General features: G+C 47.8%; 21 protein-coding genes. 8 read left to right on the forward strand and 13 right to left on the reverse strand.

Annotation, left to right across the window (positions count from 1 at the left end; translation table 11 throughout):
- Nucleotides 1–286: 286 nt before the first annotated feature.
- Nucleotides 287–2,479, forward strand: a complete 2,193-nt coding sequence (locus QL234_RS15760) for a TonB-dependent hemoglobin/transferrin/lactoferrin family receptor (protein ID WP_281558776.1) — start codon at nt 287–289, stop codon at nt 2,477–2,479.
- Between the two features lie 115 nt (nt 2,480–2,594).
- Here QL234_RS15760 and QL234_RS15765 read toward each other — a convergent pair whose 3' ends face one another.
- The 6 genes from QL234_RS15765 to QL234_RS15790 form a co-directional block, all read right to left on the reverse strand.
- On the reverse strand, nt 2,595–3,395 hold the full coding sequence (locus QL234_RS15765) for a GNAT family N-acetyltransferase (protein ID WP_281558777.1): 801 nt from the start codon (nt 3,393–3,395) through the stop codon (nt 2,595–2,597).
- 3 nt (nt 3,396–3,398) lie between these two features.
- On the reverse strand, nt 3,399–3,842 hold the full coding sequence (locus QL234_RS15770) for a DMT family transporter (protein ID WP_281558778.1): 444 nt from the start codon (nt 3,840–3,842) through the stop codon (nt 3,399–3,401).
- Nucleotides 3,843–3,911: 69 nt separating this feature from the next.
- The gene (locus QL234_RS15775; protein ID WP_281558779.1) at nt 3,912–4,553 is read right to left on the reverse strand and encodes a Crp/Fnr family transcriptional regulator; all 642 of its coding nucleotides are present in this window, start codon (nt 4,551–4,553) and stop codon (nt 3,912–3,914) included.
- 276 nt (nt 4,554–4,829) lie between these two features.
- Nucleotides 4,830–5,252, reverse strand: coding sequence for a GNAT family N-acetyltransferase (locus QL234_RS15780; RefSeq protein ID WP_281558780.1), 423 nt, complete (start codon nt 5,250–5,252; stop codon nt 4,830–4,832).
- Nucleotides 5,253–5,359: 107 nt separating this feature from the next.
- The gene (locus tag QL234_RS15785; RefSeq protein ID WP_281558781.1) at nt 5,360–5,815 is read right to left on the reverse strand and encodes a VOC family protein; all 456 of its coding nucleotides are present in this window, start codon (nt 5,813–5,815) and stop codon (nt 5,360–5,362) included.
- Nucleotides 5,816–5,874: 59 nt separating this feature from the next.
- Entirely contained in the window at nt 5,875–6,636 is a 762-nt protein-coding gene (locus QL234_RS15790) for a class I SAM-dependent methyltransferase (protein ID WP_281558782.1), read from the reverse strand.
- A 181-nt stretch (nt 6,637–6,817) separates the two neighbouring features.
- On the opposite strand from QL234_RS15790, the gene QL234_RS15795 reads away from it, so the two are divergent.
- The gene (locus QL234_RS15795) at nt 6,818–7,111 is read left to right on the forward strand and encodes a hypothetical protein (protein ID WP_281558783.1); all 294 of its coding nucleotides are present in this window, start codon (nt 6,818–6,820) and stop codon (nt 7,109–7,111) included.
- Nucleotides 7,112–7,157: 46 nt separating this feature from the next.
- On the opposite strand, the gene QL234_RS15800 is transcribed toward QL234_RS15795, so the two are convergent.
- Nucleotides 7,158–8,051 (reverse strand): LysR family transcriptional regulator, encoded by an 894-nt coding sequence (locus tag QL234_RS15800; protein WP_281558784.1) that lies wholly within the window; start codon nt 8,049–8,051, stop codon nt 7,158–7,160.
- Between the two features lie 95 nt (nt 8,052–8,146).
- On the opposite strand from QL234_RS15800, the gene QL234_RS15805 reads away from it, so the two are divergent.
- From QL234_RS15805 to QL234_RS15825, 5 genes are all read left to right on the forward strand, one after another.
- Nucleotides 8,147–8,527 (forward strand): hypothetical protein, encoded by a 381-nt coding sequence (locus QL234_RS15805; protein WP_281558785.1) that lies wholly within the window; start codon nt 8,147–8,149, stop codon nt 8,525–8,527.
- A 108-nt stretch (nt 8,528–8,635) separates the two neighbouring features.
- A complete protein-coding gene (locus tag QL234_RS15810) occupies nt 8,636–9,607 on the forward strand; it encodes an MBL fold metallo-hydrolase (protein WP_281558786.1) in 972 nt (323 codons plus the stop codon).
- A 377-nt stretch (nt 9,608–9,984) separates the two neighbouring features.
- Nucleotides 9,985–10,269 (forward strand): SymE family type I addiction module toxin, encoded by a 285-nt coding sequence (locus tag QL234_RS15815; protein WP_281558787.1) that lies wholly within the window; start codon nt 9,985–9,987, stop codon nt 10,267–10,269.
- A gap of 290 nt (nt 10,270–10,559) precedes the next feature.
- Nucleotides 10,560–11,006, forward strand: a complete 447-nt coding sequence (locus tag QL234_RS15820; protein WP_281558788.1) for a hypothetical protein — start codon at nt 10,560–10,562, stop codon at nt 11,004–11,006.
- Nucleotides 11,007–11,231: 225 nt separating this feature from the next.
- Nucleotides 11,232–12,260, forward strand: coding sequence for an endonuclease/exonuclease/phosphatase family protein (locus QL234_RS15825; protein WP_281558789.1), 1,029 nt, complete (start codon nt 11,232–11,234; stop codon nt 12,258–12,260).
- Between the two features lie 52 nt (nt 12,261–12,312).
- Here the strand turns inward: QL234_RS15825 and QL234_RS15830 are convergent, their stop codons facing one another.
- Nucleotides 12,313–12,789: a hypothetical protein gene (locus tag QL234_RS15830; RefSeq protein ID WP_281558790.1), complete on the reverse strand. Its 477-nt coding sequence runs from the start codon at nt 12,787–12,789 to the stop codon at nt 12,313–12,315.
- Between the two features lie 228 nt (nt 12,790–13,017).
- Between QL234_RS15830 and QL234_RS15835 the strand changes: the two genes are divergently transcribed.
- The gene (locus QL234_RS15835) at nt 13,018–14,085 is read left to right on the forward strand and encodes a UDP-N-acetylglucosamine 2-epimerase (protein ID WP_281558791.1); all 1,068 of its coding nucleotides are present in this window, start codon (nt 13,018–13,020) and stop codon (nt 14,083–14,085) included.
- Between the two features lie 38 nt (nt 14,086–14,123).
- On the opposite strand, the gene QL234_RS15840 is transcribed toward QL234_RS15835, so the two are convergent.
- The 5 genes from QL234_RS15840 to QL234_RS15860 all read right to left on the reverse strand — a co-directional run bounded on the left by QL234_RS15840 (nt 14,124) and on the right by QL234_RS15860 (nt 18,337).
- Nucleotides 14,124–14,741, reverse strand: coding sequence for a hypothetical protein (locus QL234_RS15840; protein ID WP_281558792.1), 618 nt, complete (start codon nt 14,739–14,741; stop codon nt 14,124–14,126).
- 87 nt (nt 14,742–14,828) lie between these two features.
- Nucleotides 14,829–16,454 carry a YHYH protein gene (locus tag QL234_RS15845; RefSeq protein ID WP_281558793.1) on the reverse strand — a complete coding sequence of 542 codons (1,626 nt, stop codon included), beginning with the start codon at nt 16,452–16,454 and terminating at the stop codon, nt 14,829–14,831.
- Between the two features lie 185 nt (nt 16,455–16,639).
- On the reverse strand, nt 16,640–16,927 hold the full coding sequence (locus QL234_RS15850) for a hypothetical protein (protein WP_281558794.1): 288 nt from the start codon (nt 16,925–16,927) through the stop codon (nt 16,640–16,642).
- A 134-nt stretch (nt 16,928–17,061) separates the two neighbouring features.
- A complete protein-coding gene (locus QL234_RS15855) occupies nt 17,062–17,496 on the reverse strand; it encodes a hypothetical protein (RefSeq protein WP_281558795.1) in 435 nt (144 codons plus the stop codon).
- Between the two features lie 292 nt (nt 17,497–17,788).
- Entirely contained in the window at nt 17,789–18,337 is a 549-nt protein-coding gene (locus QL234_RS15860) for a hypothetical protein (RefSeq protein ID WP_281558796.1), read from the reverse strand.
- Between the last annotated feature and the right edge of the window lie 97 nt (nt 18,338–18,434).

An 18,434-nucleotide genomic window follows, 5' to 3' on the forward strand; every position in this document is an offset into this window, starting at 1 on the left:
TTTAAAATTCACTTACATCAATAATCTGTCGCGCACTTTAGACTATTTATGAAAAAACCTCAACGCAAATACAAATAATTCTCATTTTAGTTTACATTCTCAAAATAATTTGTATTATTAAAAGCATCTGAAAGCCAAACCTGCCCGAAAATGTAAACTAGACCTTGTTTGTTATCACGCAAAAATCAGCGGCAACCTAGCCAGGTAACTGCACAATAGGTTACGCGACGGCGCAAAAAGCAAACCCGGTCATTGCGGGCTTTATTACCTTAAAAGGAAAAATCTCATGTTTAAGCCAACACCTAAGGTGCTAGCTTGTGTTATCTCAACTGCATTGTTCACCAGCCCAAGTTATGCCGAAATAGCTGACGATACCCAGGATATCGCACAGGATCTGGAAGTGATCGTCATCAGCGGCTCCCGCACTGAAAAAGCACTTAAAGACGTTGCCGGCAGTATCTCAGTCGTCAGCGCACAGGATATTGAAAAACAAGTGGTCACGGACATGAACCAGTTATTTAAATATGCGCCCGGGGTAGAGGTAACCGGCAGCGCCGGCGGTGCCCAAAATATCCTGGTGCGGGGCATGGGCAGCGATCGGGTATTGATGATCAAAGACGGCATGCGCATGAATGAAGGTTACGGCGCCGACGGCTTAAACGACATTGTCGGCCGGGGCTTTATCGAAACCGATACCTTAAAACAGGTGGAGGTGGCCAAAGGAGCCGCATCATCCCTTTACGGCTCGGATGCCTTAGGCGGCATTATTGTTTTTACCACCAAAGATGCCAGTGACTACCTGGGACAGGGAGAAACCTTTGCCGGCTCGGTAAAAACCGGCTACGACCACAGCACAGAGCAGGAAAGTATCAGTACCACACTGGCTTTTGCCCATAGCGATTTCGAGCACCTGCTCAACCTTAACTACCGCGACGGTAAAGAACAGCAAAATTATGATGAAAGCGAACAGCCGTTTACCATCCAGTCCGACAATATTTTTTATAAGGCCAAATACAACATAAACGACCAGGATCACCTGACCTTCACCACAGAGCACTGGCAACAGGAGAGCAAGGGCGATAGTGCCGACGGTTTGCTTGCCTATTTCCGCGGTCTGGGACAGTATGGCTACCAGATTGTTGACGAGAATATCAACAATGATAAAACCACAGAGTCTTATCAGCTCAGCTACCACAGCGAAAGCGGCACCCGTTTTTATGATCTGCTCAATGTCAGCCTGTATAAGAATAAAACCATCCAAAGGGATCAGGAATACGGTCAATTAGATATCAATGCCCCTATGTTCGGCGTTATCGAAATACGGGATATGTGGAAAACCTCCAGATACCAGCAAGACACGGTTGGCTTCCTGTCAAATGCCAGCTTTGAGCTTAACCCAAGCCATACCCTGGGTTACGGCCTGGATATCGAAAAAACCCAAAGCAGCCGCCTGGTGCACGAATACCGGGAAGTGGCCGGTGAATCTACCCGGGACTTAACCGACGAAAAATTCCCGAAAACAGATACCTCGCGCACCGGTATTTTCGTCAACGATGAAATAACCCTGCTCGAAGGCCAGCTCACGTTAACGCCAGGTTTAAGGTTTGACCGCTACAGTATGGATCCCAACGGAGCATTAAAAGCCGACGGCATCAATACTTTCTCTAAAATCGATGAAAACCATACCTCCTTTAATTTCGGCGCCCTGTACCGCTTATCGGACGATATCAGTTTATTCGCCCAATATGGCCAGGGCTTTAAGGTACCCGCCTATGATCTGGCTTATATCGAGCATTATAACCAGGCAAGCTCCAGTTATATTTATGAAGTCATCCCCAGCGACGACCTGTCGCCGGAAGAAAGCGACAGTTATGAACTGGGCTTAAGGGGCACCTTAGGCGATTTTGCCTTTAATACCGCGGTTTACTACACCAAGTATGATCAGTTTCTGGCCACGACTTTAACCGACAGTGAGTCGGTCATGAATGACGATGGCAGCTTTGCTTACCAACACGATACCTTCCAGTATCAAAACATTGATGCCGTCACCATTAAAGGCATAGAAGCGGCCATAAATTATGATCTCAGTAATGAAATTAACGTCTTTTTCAATGCTTCCTACCAGCACGGCAAAGACGATGAAACCAATGAGTATATCGAAACCATCAGCCCGTTATCGGGTATCGCCGGCATAGGATATCTGGGAGATAAACTCAACGCCGAACTGATTTTAAACTGGGCCAACAAAATGACTAAAGTGCCGGAAGGCAAGTCTGAAATTGCCGGTTACGGCAGCCTGGATTTATTAATGAGTTATCAGCTGAGCGATGAGATAATGATAAATTTATCTGCCACTAACCTCACCGATAAAGAGTATATCCGTTATGCCAACGCTAACGGACACAGTGAAGGGGACTCCAAACAGCACCTGACCGAAGCTGGCCGGGCCTTCGCCATCAGTGCCAAAATGACTTTCTAAGTCATAACTCACCGCTTTTTAACCGGCACACCTGGTTAAAAAGCGGTGTTAACCTTGCCCTTGTACACCATAGTTTTTCAATAAAAGCCGTAACACAGCGAATGCCATCATCAGGCTAAGGCTTTTTCCGGTAGTTATTGAGCAAAAACAGTTCTTTAAACCCTAAGCTTAGATACAAACCTTTCCCCATGGCCGATGCCTGCAAACAGAAAAAATCCGTATCCGCTGCGCTTTGTGCAAGCAATAGCGACATCAGCTGGCGGGCAATGCCCCTGCCCCGGTATTTTGCCGCGACCCCCAACTGGTGAATACCGGTAATGGCGGCCCCTTTGTATGAACTGTGAAACAATAACGCCGTTGCTACCACCTGCCCCTCTTCATAAGCCAGAATCACCCGGGCATCGCTATTCTCAGCCAGGGCCTGTACCACGGTAAAGTCGATTTCATAGCCAAATGCTTCACTACCGATGCGGCTCCAGCGTTTAATTTCATCATCACTGGCACAGGTTGTCAGCCTGAGTCCGCCGGCTGCATGATGCTGTTCGCCTTTGCCGATACCTTTGCCCATGTCTTCGCCAGGCGTCAAGGCCATAGCCACTAACTCAAGCGAATGCATATAGCCGGCATCCATTAAAGCCTGCTCCAGAGATTTATGACCGTCATAGAGTGAAGGCCACACAGGGATCACGGTATTCACAGGTAAGCTTGCCAAATGATCAAGCCAGCCAGGAGGCTGTGATACTTCCCTGCCCGGTACAGCCACCGCCTGTTCATGCCAAAAACGGTAAGGCCAACTGCGTGATAAAAACCCCTTATGCTCAGGCGACAACATCAGGCTATTGGCGCCCATGGCCTGCCATAAGCGGGTAAGGTTATCCAGGTTGGCCAGCTTTAGCTCCTGCTCGGTTAAGATCATTTGTTACCCCTTGTTTATCAAAATAATACCGCTAATAAGTGCCGCTACCCCGGCCATTTTAGCCACAGTGATCGGTTTGACCGGCAAATCAAACCAACCGAAATGACCGGCCACTATCGCCAGTAACAGCTGCCCGGTTAAGGCGGCAGATAACATGGCCCCTATGCCCATTTTAGGAATAAGGTAATAAAAACAGCCCAGTCCGAAAGCACTGAACGCCCCGCCGGCAAACCAGAGATACACAGGTACTTCACGGATCACCTCGACACTGGGAATTTCCCGGTTCACCAGCAGCACACCGCATAAGGTAAAAAAGATGCTGCTGACAAACGCCACACTGGTGGCCAGTAACGGATTTTTCAGCATCACCCCTAACTGGGCATTCATACTGGTCTGGGTCGCAATTGCCGCGCCTGCGATCAGCGCAAGTAAAGATAAATAAATCATACCGCCAGCATAAAGGGCACTGAGCCTACCGTCATTTACCTATGTTGATTTTACCGGTAAATAATAAAACTATTCCCCGGCAAGCTGTTTGCGAATCCGGCTTAACTGGGTCGCGGTGATACCCAAATGCGAGGCAATATGGTATTGCGGCAGCCGGGATTCAAGCTTTGGATATTCGGCTAAAAACCGTAAATACCTCGCCTGCGCCTCTTCCTGCACCAGGGCAACCTCCCTTGCCTCTTTGGCAATCAACCAGTTCTGCTCCAGGTAATGAATATGGTACATTTTCAAATCTTCTTTGGCCGCCAATAACCGGCGAAAACCGTTAAAGTTAATGGTCACCACAGTCGATTCCTCCAGGGCTTCTATAGCAAAGCGTGACACCTGCCCCTTAAGCAGGGCCACCATAGAGCCGGGAAAGGTATCTTCATCAAAAAACATCTTGTTGTATTCGTTGCCTTTTTCATCGGCAATAAACAAGCGGAACAAACCGGAATAAACAAAGGCAAAAGAGTCTGGTAACTGGCCTTGCTGATAAAGGAATTGATTTTTTTCAACACTGAGCAGCTGGCAAATACCGGTAAACTCCAGCCAGGTTTGTTCAGAGAGAGGGTAATAGGCCGACATGGCTTGGCGCAGTGCTGAAAAAGCGGTTTTCCCTAAAGGGCTGCCAGCACTTATGATCTTCATGGGGTGGTTGGTCAAATTCATGATTCCACAGGTAATTTGAAATATTACTTATAAATCAGGTAATTTAATCAAATATACCTGTAAACGTCCATGTAAACCTGCCTGCCCTTAATGCTGTTTTATTTCTGTTTAAGCGCGACCACCGCCAGCCTTTGCAAAAATACAGGCAGCAAATTTGCCCTGGCTTAAACCGCGGGCTATCGCCAATAACAAACACGCCAGGGAATATGTGAATCAGATATCCGGGGGAAACATGACTTATTTTTTATCAAATGACTTTTGCGTAAACACCAAGTGCTAAATATCCCGGGTCAGGGAAAACAGTAAAGTCTTGTGCTCATAGCTGTTGTTACACCAATTGTGCTTTTCAAGGACAACCCTGGGCACCTTAGTTAACTCCTGCTCGGGAGCAAAACCAAACTTTTGGTAGAATGCCTGCAGGTGGGCAAAAGGTAAACAGTATATTTTCTGATAGTCTGTGGCATTTTTTACCAGGTAATCAACGATACGTCCGGCAACACCCAAACCGCGAAAGCTATCCTTTACATACATGCCGCCAAGCTCGGCGATGCCTTTCTCTATCAATTGCAGGCGGCCCAGTCCGGCTTTTTCGCCGTTAACCTCGGCAATGGCAATCAGCTCCCGCTCAAAATCAGACAATTTAAACCCTATGCTCAGGTATTGGTTATTAACCCAGGCCATGTCCTCTTTTTGGGCCATTCTTATGCTAACCTGCTGTTGCGTTTTACTATTCAAAATCAGATTTTCCACTTCATAAAACCTATATGCGCTTTATCATAACGCCACGCGGCCGCCCTTTCATCACCTTATTGCTGTGATTTGAGTTCAACGGTATTACCATCGGGATCCTGGATATAAACCGAATCCCCAAATCCCTGGGCGCCGTAACGGGTATGAAACTGGCCGACTTTTATCCCTTTAGCAGTTAAATAATCATTAATTTCGCCGCTGGAAATGGCTTTTAGCTGCAGGCAAAAATGATCGAGGTTTTGCTCTGTTTTTGTCGGTGCTCCTCCTCCGGCCCTGCCCAGTTTGCTGCTGACATCAACTAAATCAATCAAGGCATTACCGGCGCGTAACTGGGTCAGAGCAGTTATTTTTTCATTACCGGCGACCCCCTCGGCTTCTTCGGTGATTTCTTCGGTGATTTCTTCGACAATGCGTTCCACACTGCAGCCGAGCACCTGACAGTAGAAGCTGACCATCTCATCGACTTGTGCCGTTCTGAGCACCAGGTGATCAATTGCTGCAATTTCAAACATAGTCCGCTCCTTGTAAGAAAACATGATTATTTAGCCGGTTTAGCTTTGTATAGCTGCAATTAAGCTTTTTGGGCAACAAATATGACCGACAAAGGCGCACTATTGTTGCACCTTTTCGGCTCAATAATCTCCGGCGACGTTAAGCCATTGTCCGTAAACAATGCCAGCCAGGAAGGCAAGGTTCTAAAATACCAGGGAGGCGGGTCAACAAAGTCTTCACTAAACCCTTGCCAGCTGCCGCTGCGCCAGCCATCCCGGTATGGCTGATCGCCGCAGGCGCTAACGGGATGCAGGGTTTGCACAACGAAAACCCCCTCATTGTTAAGTAAATCCTGCACCTGAGCAAAAACCCGGTTAACGGATTGCTCCCCCAGCAGGGAAAAGTTACAGACGATCACATCAAACTTTTCCTGAAGGTTTTCAAAAGACAAGGCTTCATAACTTAAGGTTTTAAAACGGCCGACTCCCTGTTTTTCTGCATTTGCGATAAGTTCAGGCACAACATCAGTACCTAACATATCAATAACACCGGCATCACCCGACTTTTGTAGGGCTTTATCCAGCGCCCGTATCAGCCAGCCCTCACCGCAGCCGAGATCCAGCAACTTCAACGACTGCCTCTTCGAACATTTTTGTGAGCATAATGTCAAAAGTAGCTCTATCACCGCCAGATTAGTCACCTCTACCCGGCTGGTAATCTCGTCATTATCAATCGCCGCAGTCCAGGGGGCGGCATTTTTCAGCCAGCTTTTAATAATTTGCTGATCCGATAATAACGCTTTTGACTGGCTTTGCTGATTTAACCTCGGGTTTTCTGTCATTCTCGGCTCCTTCACTGATATAAACAAGATAACATAAAGTTTTCTAAGCATATTACTGACCATTACACCAGCCTTGCGCAATATCAACAAATAATCCCAAACAGCCGGGAAGTTTTCATGTTGCTCAAGCGGCTTTACCGTTATAATCTGGGCCCTGTTAACCTGAAGTAGCTATTTATCAATGACTCAAGTTTCGGCCGTCTGTGCTGAGCGGCAACTGGAAAAAAGCCATCAGTTAACGCATGCCATTACCCAGGCCCAAGTGGCACATTTCGTTCCCATGGTGGCTGAAAAAATCAACCAGGGTCCCTCCCCCGTTGCGGTGGCCGAGGCGGTACAGTCGGTATTGGAAAACGAGCAGGCGCCTATTGCAACTCCGGTGGGCACTGAAGCCGAAGCCTTCCTGCCTCAGGCAAAAGCGCTAAGCCCGGAAGATTTCGAACAGCATATCAAGCACACCTTTAACTTTGCCTGATAGGGCTTAGGGCAAACGAATAAATCAGCATTTATCGGGCATTGACTCACCACTTCTGGCAATGCTCGATAATAAAATCCAGTAATAACCGGGCTTTTTTCGCCTGCATCGCCCCTTTAGGGTAAACCCCGTAAAAACCGACATCCTGAATACTAAAATCCGCCAAAAGTGGCACCATAAGTCCCTGCCTGATAAAAGCATTAAACAGATGCGACGGCCCGAACATCACCCCCTGCCCTGCCAGCACAGCATCCACCAGAAACCTGGGTTCATTGCTGTGCAGGTTGCCGGATACTTTAACACTGATACGTTTGCCGTTTTCATGCCTAAACGGCCAACGGGCAGAAAAACTGCCGCCGGTAAAAATCAAACAATTGTGCCCGGTTAATTGTTCAGGCTCGGTAATATCTCCCCTGTCTGCCAGATAAGCCGGACTGGCGCACACCAGATATTGGCTGTCGAGCAACTTTTTACAGATCAACTCAGAGTCTTTAAGCTGCCCGACCCTCAGCGCCAGATCTATCCCCTGGTCAATCATATCGAGCTGCTGCCCGCTGACATGAATATGCAAATCAACATCAGGGTGTTGCTGCTGAAACAGTCTGAGGGTCTCCCCGAAACCGGCGATTGCCATGCTCGCCGGTAAAGTCACCGACAGTTTTCCGATAACTTCCTCCTTGACCTCTTTAACGGCGGCAAGCGCCCGGTGTAACTCACGGTCCAGCGTCTGACAATGGGGATACAGGCGCTCCCCCGCTTCCGTCAGCTGCAGTTTTCTGGCGTTACGGTAAAACAGGGCAATATCCAGCTCAGCTTCCAGGGCCGTTATTTGCTTACTCACTACCGACTTGGAAACAGACAAAACCTGGGCAGCCCCGGTAAAGCTACCGGTTTTCACCACCTGGGCAAACGTTAACATCAAACGGGAAAGATCTTTCATTTTGGAAACCCAGCGTTTCTTTTTCTTGCATTTATTTATTTAGGCTAATCTATAGACTAGTTGTCAGGATATCAACGCATTTATCGGAGTAAAAGATGACATCATCACACTGGGCCAAGCTCGCAGCTGCCTTTTACTTTATCTGGGGACTATTGCATATCAAAGCCGCCTGGATTGTTTACCAGATGGGGGAAAACCTGCCAGCTGATATGATACAGGGGCGGTTATTCCAAAGCGGCTGGAACCTGCTGTTTTTTGCCCTGGCCGCCATGGCCATAGCCGTATTTTATAACTGGAAAAACGACCGTCAGGGCTACTGGGCCAACCTGATCATGGTCAGCGCCACCGATATAGGTTTTATCCTCTTTATCCTGGTACCGGGGCATTTAGCCTTATGGCCCGGGATCATGGGGCCTGTATTCTGGCTACTGGCACTTGTTGCCAGCACCATCGCCCTTAAGCAAAACACCAATTAACCACCGGCTGATTTATTTAGCCTAAATCATTCCACTCACTTTTTAACCTGATGTGCCGACACCTAAGTGCCGACATACGTTTAACCCTGCATATTACACGGAGAATTTATGATGTTATTTCGTCAACTTATTATCCCGGCCCTGGCCGGATTATTCAGCCTGCAGGCACATGCCGCCGATCCCGTTTGGGACGCCAACACCGTTAACCTCGCCATAGAAAAGATCGATAACGGCGTTTATACCGTTTATGACGACAGGGCCCACGATTTCGCCCCTAAAGGTCTGCCGCTTGCCACCAGCGCCGGGGTAATTGTCGGCGACAAAGGTGTAATGCTGGTAGAAACCATGTTGAATAAAAGATTACACCAGCAATTATTGACCCTGGTGAAAACCGTTACCGACAAGCCGATACTTTACGCCGTTAATACCAGCTTTCACGGCGATCACTCCTACGGCAATTACCTGCTGGACGATTCTGTGACCTTGATTCAGCATAAAAATACCCAGGCCTATATCCAGCAGCATTTTGCCAAAGACGTTGATTTTATGATCAACACCTTCGGTAAGAACCGCGGCATGGAGCAGGTTACCCCGACAACAGCGGATATCTTAATAGAAGAGAAAGGCGCCCTGACCATAGACTTAGGCAATAAACAGGTGCAAATCAAAGACTTCGGCTTTGCCCAGACCGGTGGCGATTTATTTGTCTATTTGCCAAAAGAACACGTTGTCTGGACCGGCAATGCCATAGTGGCACAAAAACCCGGCCTGCCCTGGCTGCTGGACGGGCACTTAAGCGATACTTTAACCACCTTAACCTCCCTGTATCAGGCGCTGCCACAAGATACCAAGGTAATACCGGGACACAGCCATGTAGTGGATAAAAGCGCAATAAAATGGAATATTGATTATCTGGCAGAAGTTAAGCAGCAGGTCACTCAAGCGGTTAGCAAAGGCCTGAGCCAGGAGCAGGTTATCCAAAAAGTAAAAATGGATAACTTTCGCGGATATGCCCTGTTTGACTGGGTACATCCAGCCCTCAATGTCCCCGCTGCTTATCAAGAGCTGAACACTCACTAATCTCTAACCGCCCGGGAAAAAGACTCTCGGGCATTTTATCACTATATGCTTTTATCAGTTTTTAAAGATTAAGACAAAGCTTTAACTGAAGACCCTTGCCTCAAATCCTTTACTTAAAAACCCAAATATTCCCCTCAAGAAATATCTTTATCTATCCCCAAAAAAAAGACCATTCCCTGTTGCTTTATCCAGTGGAATAGTCTTTATTTATAGTGCGATCCACTCACAAAAGGAGAGCGCCCACTTCAATATTTCTCTTTCATTAACAGTATTAACAGCAACCTCTATATCTGCCGTTAATACATAACAAGTCGCAACCCCTGAGTGCACCAACACCCAGAGGCCGCTAACCACAACGAACTTCACAGGAGTACGCCATGGCTGAATATCATCATACGCCAGAGCTTGCCTCGGCAAAAGTAAAATATCCCATTTATCGGCAACTTACCGTGCTGGAAACCAGCTGCGAGTCGGCGGTAAAAACCCGCGGCATAGGCATTAACTATGTACCGGTTAATCTTGAACCCTGCATTGTGCTCAGGGGGAAGTGGCTAAGGCAGGCCGGTTTTACTGTCGGGCAAAAGCTGGCTATTCGGGTAAACCAGAGAGAAATACAGATCACGCCTAAACTGATTTGTTTCGACCAGGCAACGCAAGACTAAAACGTAAACCTTTTATTGAAAAACAGCAAACCTGGCTGCTGCACCTTAAAGCAGGCGCAGCAGCTCCCGCCTCTTCCCGGATAACCCCCCCGGCAAATATTTTCCCAACAGAGTAATCGATTCACGCTAGTTATAATTCTCTTTGCAGGTGAGATATTTTCCCTTCTCAGTGCACTGAATAAAGAAGTAGTAGCAACGGCTGCTGCCTCTTGCAACCGGGTAATTGCCTTCCCCTTAACGGCAAGACAGCAACAAGAAATGAAACAACTTCTGCTAAACGGGAGGAGACAATGACCACTAACACCCAACCAGCCAACACAACCGGGGCACATCCCCTGGCCTATTTTCTTGTCGCCAGTGGCGGTGGTGTGGTAGGCATCGACTATGCTACCTGGCTGAAAGTAGACCCTGTCATTGGCGCTGTGATCGGCGGAGTAATAAGCCTGTTTATATTACATCTGGCTTACCATTTGTATGCCGATCCCGAAGGGGAAATTAAGAAAACCTGCACCGAAGCAGGCGGGATTCTTGGCGTTTTACTTGGCGCCTATATTACCCTGGAAAACTCCAGTGAAGAGCTGACTTGGATGATTGGCGCGATTATCGGTGGCGCTATCGGCGCGGGCATGGGACAACTGGCAGCGGCGATCATTTCCCTGGCGGGCTTTGCCATTTTATTTCTTAGCCAGGGTCCTGTAGGTATGGCGGTGCGCACCTATATCTTAAACATCAACTAGGCATCACAAACATCAGCAACCACAGCCCTGTCGCTACTGTGGTTTTGATGTTGTTGCATACCTTCAGACAGCTTATCCCTTTGCTTCTTAAAACCCCTGACAACTGGACTACCTGTTATTATTTGTTAACTGGCCCGACAAGCAATTGACTCAAAAAACAAACACGGATAGATTGTTTTTCGGGCACCAACCCCGGAAAAATAACAACCACAAGGAAATGGATATATGACTAAAAAACTTCCCCTGAAACTCGCCTTATCCGCGGCACTGCTTTGTAGCAGCAACCTTGCCTATGCAGCTTGTAGCATCAGCGGTTATGAGTTTACCCCCACAGGCACCAAAGACAGCCGCGGCCTGGATTATCAAACAGGTGCAGCCCCAGCCGATGCCAACAGCGGCAGCTTTGATGTCGTGGTGTATAACATCGACGGCTTCCCCAAGTGTATCGGCGGCAACAGCAATACCGACTTCAAAAACCTGCTGAGTGAGCTCGACAATGCCAACTATAATATCGTGCTGATGCAGGAAATGTTCAGTAAAACCAAACATGGTTATCTACGCGACGAAAGCCGTCTCAGTATCGACAGCTACCCCTACCGCTCCAAAAACTGGCGCGGCGGTATGACCTCATACGGCGATGGCCTGATACGTTTATCCGATTTTCCCTTTAACATGGCAAATCGCGATGACGATGATTACACCCTGGCCACTCACGAGTTGGAAGAATTTGACAGCTGCCATGGTGACTTAACCGACAGCAACCCCGATTGTTTAACGGAAAAAGGCTTTACCGTAGCGGTACATGAAATTACCGAAAACTTTTCCGTGCATATCTACAACACCCATATGGATGCCGGACGGGACGATGATGATGTCAAAGCCCGCCGCAAACAATTCGAGCAGCTGGCAGACTTTATCAATAATTATTCCAGCCACGCTACCGTGATCCTCGGCGGTGACTTCAACAACAAATGGTCGGATTATCCCCATGCCGACGAACAACTGGAGATCTGGCAGACCTTTCTGGCGACAACCGGCATGACCCTGGGTTGTCAGGATATGATCAGCGGCAGCGACAAAGCCATCAGCAACTGCGACGGCCATTTCAGCTCCAGCACAGATCAGCTAGGTTATATTAATCGCCAGCACAACCCTTATAGCCTCACCCTGGCAGAATACGGGGAATTAACCAACTTTACCGGCTTAAGCGATCATGAGCCTTTACGGGCACGCTTTACCTGGGTGAAGAACTAGCAAGATACTGCCTGGCGGTTAACCACCGACAGGCAGTTAAACACTCAGGTCATTATTCACTACAAGGATACCGGGGAACTTTGGCGATAATGATCACTTGTTCGCCTTTTTTCTCCATTAAATAACAATTGTCATCTTTGCCCAACTGATAATACTTATTTTGCTCACTGTTGCTTTCGGCTTTCGGGGCGGTTTCAGCCTGGTTTTCACTTTCTCCCTTGCTTCCCCGGTCAGGTGTTTGCACGGCGGTCGGTTTGCTTTTTGTTCTTTTTCTGGCCGCTTCAGCTTCATGCTCGGCATCATGTTCGTGGGCCGCCTCGGTAATAACATGACCAATAATACCACCGACGATCAACGCCCCTAAAATAGCCCCGCCGTTGCTGTGATAACCGCTATGAATAGAAACATGCCCTGAAACTGGGGGATAATGTCCGTGATGACCGGAGCGGTGATGACCGCCATGATGAGATGCACAACCGGCACTCAGCAAAATTGCCGGTACCAGTAACCAGGTTGCTGACTTTTTCATATTAAACCCTGGTGTCGCGGATTGTACTTTAAGTATAAAGACTGAACCTGAACCTAAGCTGAACAGAAACCGGAAATATCCCGGTTACCGCATAAAAACATAATGGCCAAAACTTATTTGCCAAGCGCATTCCCAAAAAAGAACGCAAGTGGTAAAATCGCCGGAAAATATGGCCCCAACAAGGGGTTATCTGCGGAATCACCAGGATATTTCAGCACCAGGACTTATATGAAACGATATCTCTTTTTTGTCTCCCAGCTTTATTCTTTATCTATTGTTCGCCCCTTGCAAAAGGCCATTCGCGAACGGGGAGATGAGGTCGCCTGGTTCCTGAACCAAAAGCAATATGCCGATTACCTTAACGAAGATGAAAAACAGCTGGCCACGGTGCAGGAAGTCATGGATTACAACCCAAGTGCGGTGTTTGTTGCCAGTAATACCGTGCCGGATTTTTTCCCGGGTATTAAAGTGCAACTGTTCCACGGATTTAACGCGCAAAAACGCGATGAAAACAAAGGCCATTTCCGCTTAAGAGGTTTTTTTGATCTCTATTGTACCCAGGGGCCGTCTACCACAGAGCCGTTTAAAGAACTGGCCAAAGAACACCAAAACTTTGAAGTGGTAGAAACCGGCTGGAGTAAAATGGATCCCCTATTTGAGCCTTTTACCGCCAAACCGTTTTTCCCCGGTAATAGTGACGCACAGACACCGCAAGCCAAGAAGCCGGTGATCCTGATGACTTCCACCTTCACCCCGGCATTAAGCGCCGCCTACCACTTGTTTGAGCAGGTCAAGCGCATGTCAAAGCGGGAAGACTGGAACTGGCTGATCACCTTCCATCCAAAAATGGACCCAGAGATTGTCAGCCAATATAAATCGCTTCAAAGCGACAATTTACACTTTGTCGAGACCGACGATATTATCCCGCTATTGCAGGAAGCTGATTTAATGTTATCGGACACTTCCTCGATTATTTCCGAGTTTTTATTACAGCAAAAACCCGCGGTCACCTTTAAAAACCGTGTGCCCGGTCCGCACCTGGCCAACATCACAGACGCCGATGACATTGAGCAGGCGATTGAGCAGGCACTTACTAAGCCTGCAGAGTTGATGTCGGCGATAGAAGATTATATCAATCTTATTCACCCTTATATGGACGGTAAATCCAGCCACCGGGTAATCGATGCTACCGACGCTTTGGTTGACAGCGGCATGAAACATTTAAAACGCAAGCCCCTGAACCTGTTTCGCCGTTTAAAGGTGCGTCATAAATACGGTTATTACAAATTCTGGTAACCTGCCCTTCGCCGGGAACGTTTTGCTTAGGTATAAGCTTAACGGCTGGCAAGTAAAGGTGATGAACTGAAGCTGTGCTTGATAAATTGCTCTTTACCGGCATCGAGAAACACAGAAGCCACTACTTGCTTTTTATCCCGGCTCCAGATCTTATGATCATGGTTGTTTAAGGTCACCATCACCTGATTAATACCTTGTTTGAATAACGTGGCGGGCAAATGCAGGTATTGCCCGTAAACACGCTGGATTTTTTGACCGTTAATGAACAAGTGCGCATGCCCCTGTACATAACTTAACGGTTTTTTGGAGGCAAATTCAGGCGCTTCCAGTTCAAAGTCTGCCAATTGCAGATGTAAGTTAAAACCGGATTTTTCATCTTTGTATAAGGCGACCTCCAGTTTAGGCACAGGTAAATTGGCAGGAATAGCCACAGGTTCATGGCTGTGATCCATCATAGCTTCGTGCCCTGGCATTGCCTGAGGCATAGTCTGCGTCATAGCACCTGCCATCGGCATTTTATGCTGCATACCCAAAGCCATTTTCTTACCTGGCTGTGATACTGCCTTTACTGCCTCTTGCTCAGTTACTTGTGTGCTTTCTTGTGCGGCCAGGGCAACAGAGCTTATCAAGGCAAACAGCCATACATAGTTTTTCATATGAATACCTTTCGTTAATAAAGTTGAAAAACCGGCTATCCGTTAGCTGAGATAGCCGGATTAATCGCTTGGATAATTATCACTCCTTTAGCGAGGTGGTGGACCACCCGGGCCGCCACCGGTAAAGCCACAGGCGGCAACCGAGTTATCTGCCAGTTCACCGTAATACTCAGGCCCGAAGATAAACGGGAAACTTGGAGTCTGCTTGCCATCACTGTCCTCGGTCAGGGTAACGTGATAATGATAACCACGGGTTTCATCGCTATGTCCGTTGTGCTGATCTAATACTTCGTCACCGCTAAGGCTTGAATCCCAGTAATAATCTTCAAAGTAGAAGCCGGATACAGCAGTAAATTCCACCAGGCCGGTCAGATTAGGTACAAGGTCGCTTGTCGTCGGCCCGGTGGTAACCGCTGTGGTGCCCGCACTGGGATCTAAACTGTCCACCAGCTGACAACTACGCTCTCCGGCAACACCGCAACCGGTGATGGAGTCGGCACTCTCATAATCCCGCGCAACCCAGCTGCTTTTTGCCAGCACACCATCAGCCTGCCAGGGACCGTAAATGGGATAACCATCGGCAGCATAACCATAAATGGGTGAATGGCCATTGCCGGTATCGCCGACCAAATCAGCCAGACAACTGGAGTACTGATGCTGGTGATAAGTGCCGTTGGCAGCATGGCCGCCACAGATATCGACATCATACACTTCCTGGATCGGCGCCAATGACTGCCACACGCCCTGGTTGTTATAACTTTGACCATCACTCCAGGTAAAGACCGCAGCGCCGTTTACCCAAAGCCCCTGGGTCGACATGCCGGTTTCACAATTTTCTGCTGCAGGCTCAGGCTCTTTTGGCAGATAAACTTCGGCATTGATATCCTCAGGACAAACCGGCCCCGGCGGCCAGTAGCCGTAACCTGCCCCGGTAGTACATCCGGCTTCATTGCCGTCGTAACCGATATCCTGGCCGAATTCAATCACATCACCAGCACTGGCACTGGTGGCCCCGCTGATAAAAGCCTGATCGGCATCTGGCCGGTTATTGAGGCTGTCTACCATCTCTTGGGTCATGGTGACCCGGTAAGCCGGTACACCGCTGGTTTGGATATAGGTGTAATCTTTATCATCTACCGTAGTGGTGGTGACACTCCCGACATTCACTAAAATATCGGCGCCATTGGTGGTAAGCACAGCTGACGCTTCACCGCTTTCATTAACAACCCAGACATCATTGCTGCTCACCGGATCTGTGTTGTCTGAGCTTTGTGTGGCACTGCTAATGGTGACGCTATCGACACTACTGTCTTCGCTGCCGTCATTAACCACTAAGGCAATGACATAATCACCATCGACATCGGCAATAAAACTGGCGCTTTCACTGCTGGCATTGCTTAAACTGATATTGCTGCCAGAGGGCATAGAGCTGACAGACCAGCTATAGGTCAGGTTGTCACCGTCGGCATCTGAGCTGCCACTGGCATTGAGGGTTATGGTTTCTCCGGTGACAACACTTTGATCGCTACCGGCATTTGCCACCGGCGCCGTATTGGTAGTTGTCGGGGTTGAAGTGTTAGTTTCTGTTGTACTGTCACTGCCGGCATCATCACTGGATGAACTGCCGCAAGCGGTTAATACACTTACCATCACCAGCGGACACACACTTTGCCGGATCAAGCCGGTCAACGAAATTGTATTTTTATTTATCACACCTATCTTCCATCTATCTTGGTTAAGATGAAAAAATTATGCCAAGGGAATGTGCAACGAATATGCAAACTTTATGTATTAATGTGAATCTGCAGGTTAGCCTGGCTGCAACAGATAATTACCGGCAAACCGGCAATTTAGTGACGAATTGCCGGTATTGTATATTTACCGCCAAACCTCCCTGGTTAGTGAACGATATGCGCCATTTTTTCATGCAAAACGACTATCTTCTGGGCGTAATGTTCAGCTTCGACTTCTGATAGTTTAGATATGATAGAATGCTTACCTCGCGGCAAAAGCGTCTCAACAATATTGCGGTAATCATCAGACAATTCTTTTGGAATATCGGCTTCAACACAGATATGCAGCAAGTGACTAGTCACGGCATTTTCCAAACGACTTTTCATCGAGCCCGGCCCGACCAAATTAAACACCGCCATGTGTGTTTTTTCCAGACCATAAATATGAGACATAGCGACCACCTTTAGTCTCGTTTACCTGATGTAATTGTAGTCTGCTTAGTGATAGATACCTAGTATCCACCAGGGCTACTGGAGGCCCAATCGATATACAACACAAGAAAGTATCAAGCAACTTATATGGATGATTAATAATATTGCTGTGTGACCGGGGAGTGAATGGTTGGCTCTTCCTGCTGGGCTTTTTTCATCGCCATAAGCGCCTTGGTATGAGAAATTTTTTGCAATTCCTGCACATACATCAGCAACTGTGCAGCGGTAATGAAGGGCATGACATTTTCATGAGTCACGGGGATACCGTCGTCCCCCCATTTTTGTGAAAATACCGAAAGTTTAAACTGACCGTTTTCCGCGTAGGCCACACACCATTCAGGTAAATAATCAATTAGAAAACGTTTTTGATAACCTGTACCCTGAGAGGTGGCAGGTGCACCGTTTTTATACATTAAACGGCCAAAAGAATAGGAGACACTGGCATCACCCCGGGCTTGATACTCGGTATTGTCGACAAAACCGACCATCTTAAGTAAGGTGAAAAATTCAGTTATTTTTGCAGGTGTCACGACTACATCCTTTTAATCACATAGGTACTAACTTAGCTGTAACAGAGCTCTGAAAGCCGCACTAAATAAGTAATGCCAGAGTTGGTTGAAGATGTTGTGAGTAAGTTACGACTCATTATCAAACAAACCTGTCGATAGTACTCCAGCATCCTCGCTGATAGTGGAGTACTATACATTATACAAAGTGGAATGTGCTGCACATTTTGTTTTTCTATGTTTTTTAACTTATTAGCATTACAAAAAACACCTAGCCAAGCGAAGTTTCTGTAGCCTTTGGTAATACACGTTTACCCTATGTATTGAATGTTAGTGGCGGTACACGTTTACCACCGACATTAACTGCCAGCGGTGGTACTCGCTTACCACCGACATTAACTGCCAGTGGCGGTACACGCTTGCCGCCGACATTAACCGCCAGTGGCGGTACACGTTTACCGCCGACATTAACTGCCAGCGGTGGTACTCGCTTGCCGCCGACATTAACCGCCAGTGGCGGTACACGCTTACCGCCGACATTAACCGCCAGCGGCGGTACACGCTTACCGCCGACATTAACCGCCAGCGGCGGTACACGCTTGCCGCCGACATTAACCGCCAGCGGCGGTACACGCTTGCCGCCGACATTAACTGCCAGTGGCGGTACACGCTTACCGCCGACATTAACCGCCAGTGGCGGTACACGCTTGCCGCCGACATTAACCGCCAGCGGTGGTACTCGCTTTCCGCCGACATTAAACGTTAGCGGTGATACGCATTTATCTCCCACACTTAAGGAAAAAGCTGTAGCCGAGGTAGATATAACTAAACATAAAAGTAAAGTAGCCAATTTAGGTAGGTTCATTATTTTTTCTCCAGTAATAGTGATAAAGAGTGGAATTCAATCCACTTCAACTATTATCTGAGTAAAAAATAACAAGGCAAAGACATGCCCTATGAGA

Origin of the sequence: Thalassomonas sp. RHCl1 (assembly GCF_947387555.1) — a bacterium.
In the GTDB taxonomy this organism is placed as follows: Bacteria; Pseudomonadota; Gammaproteobacteria; order Enterobacterales; family Alteromonadaceae; genus Thalassomonas.

What these genes read in the sequence shown, in the direction of transcription:
- QL234_RS15760 (WP_281558776.1), top strand. Translation starts at nt 287, where the DNA reads ATGTTTAAGCCAACACCTAAGGTGCTAGCTTGTGTTATCTCAACTGCA.
- QL234_RS15765 (WP_281558777.1), bottom strand. Translation starts at nt 3,395, where the DNA reads ATGATCTTAACCGAGCAGGAGCTAAAGCTGGCCAACCTGGATAACCTT.
- QL234_RS15770 (WP_281558778.1), bottom strand. Translation starts at nt 3,842, where the DNA reads ATGATTTATTTATCTTTACTTGCGCTGATCGCAGGCGCGGCAATTGCG.
- QL234_RS15775 (WP_281558779.1), bottom strand. Translation starts at nt 4,553, where the DNA reads ATGAATTTGACCAACCACCCCATGAAGATCATAAGTGCTGGCAGCCCT.
- QL234_RS15780 (WP_281558780.1), bottom strand. Translation starts at nt 5,252, where the DNA reads ATGGCCCAAAAAGAGGACATGGCCTGGGTTAATAACCAATACCTGAGC.
- QL234_RS15785 (WP_281558781.1), bottom strand. Translation starts at nt 5,815, where the DNA reads ATGTTTGAAATTGCAGCAATTGATCACCTGGTGCTCAGAACGGCACAA.
- QL234_RS15790 (WP_281558782.1), bottom strand. Translation starts at nt 6,636, where the DNA reads ATGACAGAAAACCCGAGGTTAAATCAGCAAAGCCAGTCAAAAGCGTTA.
- QL234_RS15795 (WP_281558783.1), top strand. Translation starts at nt 6,818, where the DNA reads ATGACTCAAGTTTCGGCCGTCTGTGCTGAGCGGCAACTGGAAAAAAGC.
- QL234_RS15800 (WP_281558784.1), bottom strand. Translation starts at nt 8,051, where the DNA reads ATGAAAGATCTTTCCCGTTTGATGTTAACGTTTGCCCAGGTGGTGAAA.
- QL234_RS15805 (WP_281558785.1), top strand. Translation starts at nt 8,147, where the DNA reads ATGACATCATCACACTGGGCCAAGCTCGCAGCTGCCTTTTACTTTATC.
- QL234_RS15810 (WP_281558786.1), top strand. Translation starts at nt 8,636, where the DNA reads ATGATGTTATTTCGTCAACTTATTATCCCGGCCCTGGCCGGATTATTC.
- QL234_RS15815 (WP_281558787.1), top strand. Translation starts at nt 9,985, where the DNA reads ATGGCTGAATATCATCATACGCCAGAGCTTGCCTCGGCAAAAGTAAAA.
- QL234_RS15820 (WP_281558788.1), top strand. Translation starts at nt 10,560, where the DNA reads ATGACCACTAACACCCAACCAGCCAACACAACCGGGGCACATCCCCTG.
- QL234_RS15825 (WP_281558789.1), top strand. Translation starts at nt 11,232, where the DNA reads ATGACTAAAAAACTTCCCCTGAAACTCGCCTTATCCGCGGCACTGCTT.
- QL234_RS15830 (WP_281558790.1), bottom strand. Translation starts at nt 12,789, where the DNA reads ATGAAAAAGTCAGCAACCTGGTTACTGGTACCGGCAATTTTGCTGAGT.
- QL234_RS15835 (WP_281558791.1), top strand. Translation starts at nt 13,018, where the DNA reads ATGAAACGATATCTCTTTTTTGTCTCCCAGCTTTATTCTTTATCTATT.
- QL234_RS15840 (WP_281558792.1), bottom strand. Translation starts at nt 14,741, where the DNA reads ATGAAAAACTATGTATGGCTGTTTGCCTTGATAAGCTCTGTTGCCCTG.
- QL234_RS15850 (WP_281558794.1), bottom strand. Translation starts at nt 16,927, where the DNA reads ATGTCTCATATTTATGGTCTGGAAAAAACACACATGGCGGTGTTTAAT.
- QL234_RS15860 (WP_281558796.1), bottom strand. Translation starts at nt 18,337, where the DNA reads ATGAACCTACCTAAATTGGCTACTTTACTTTTATGTTTAGTTATATCT.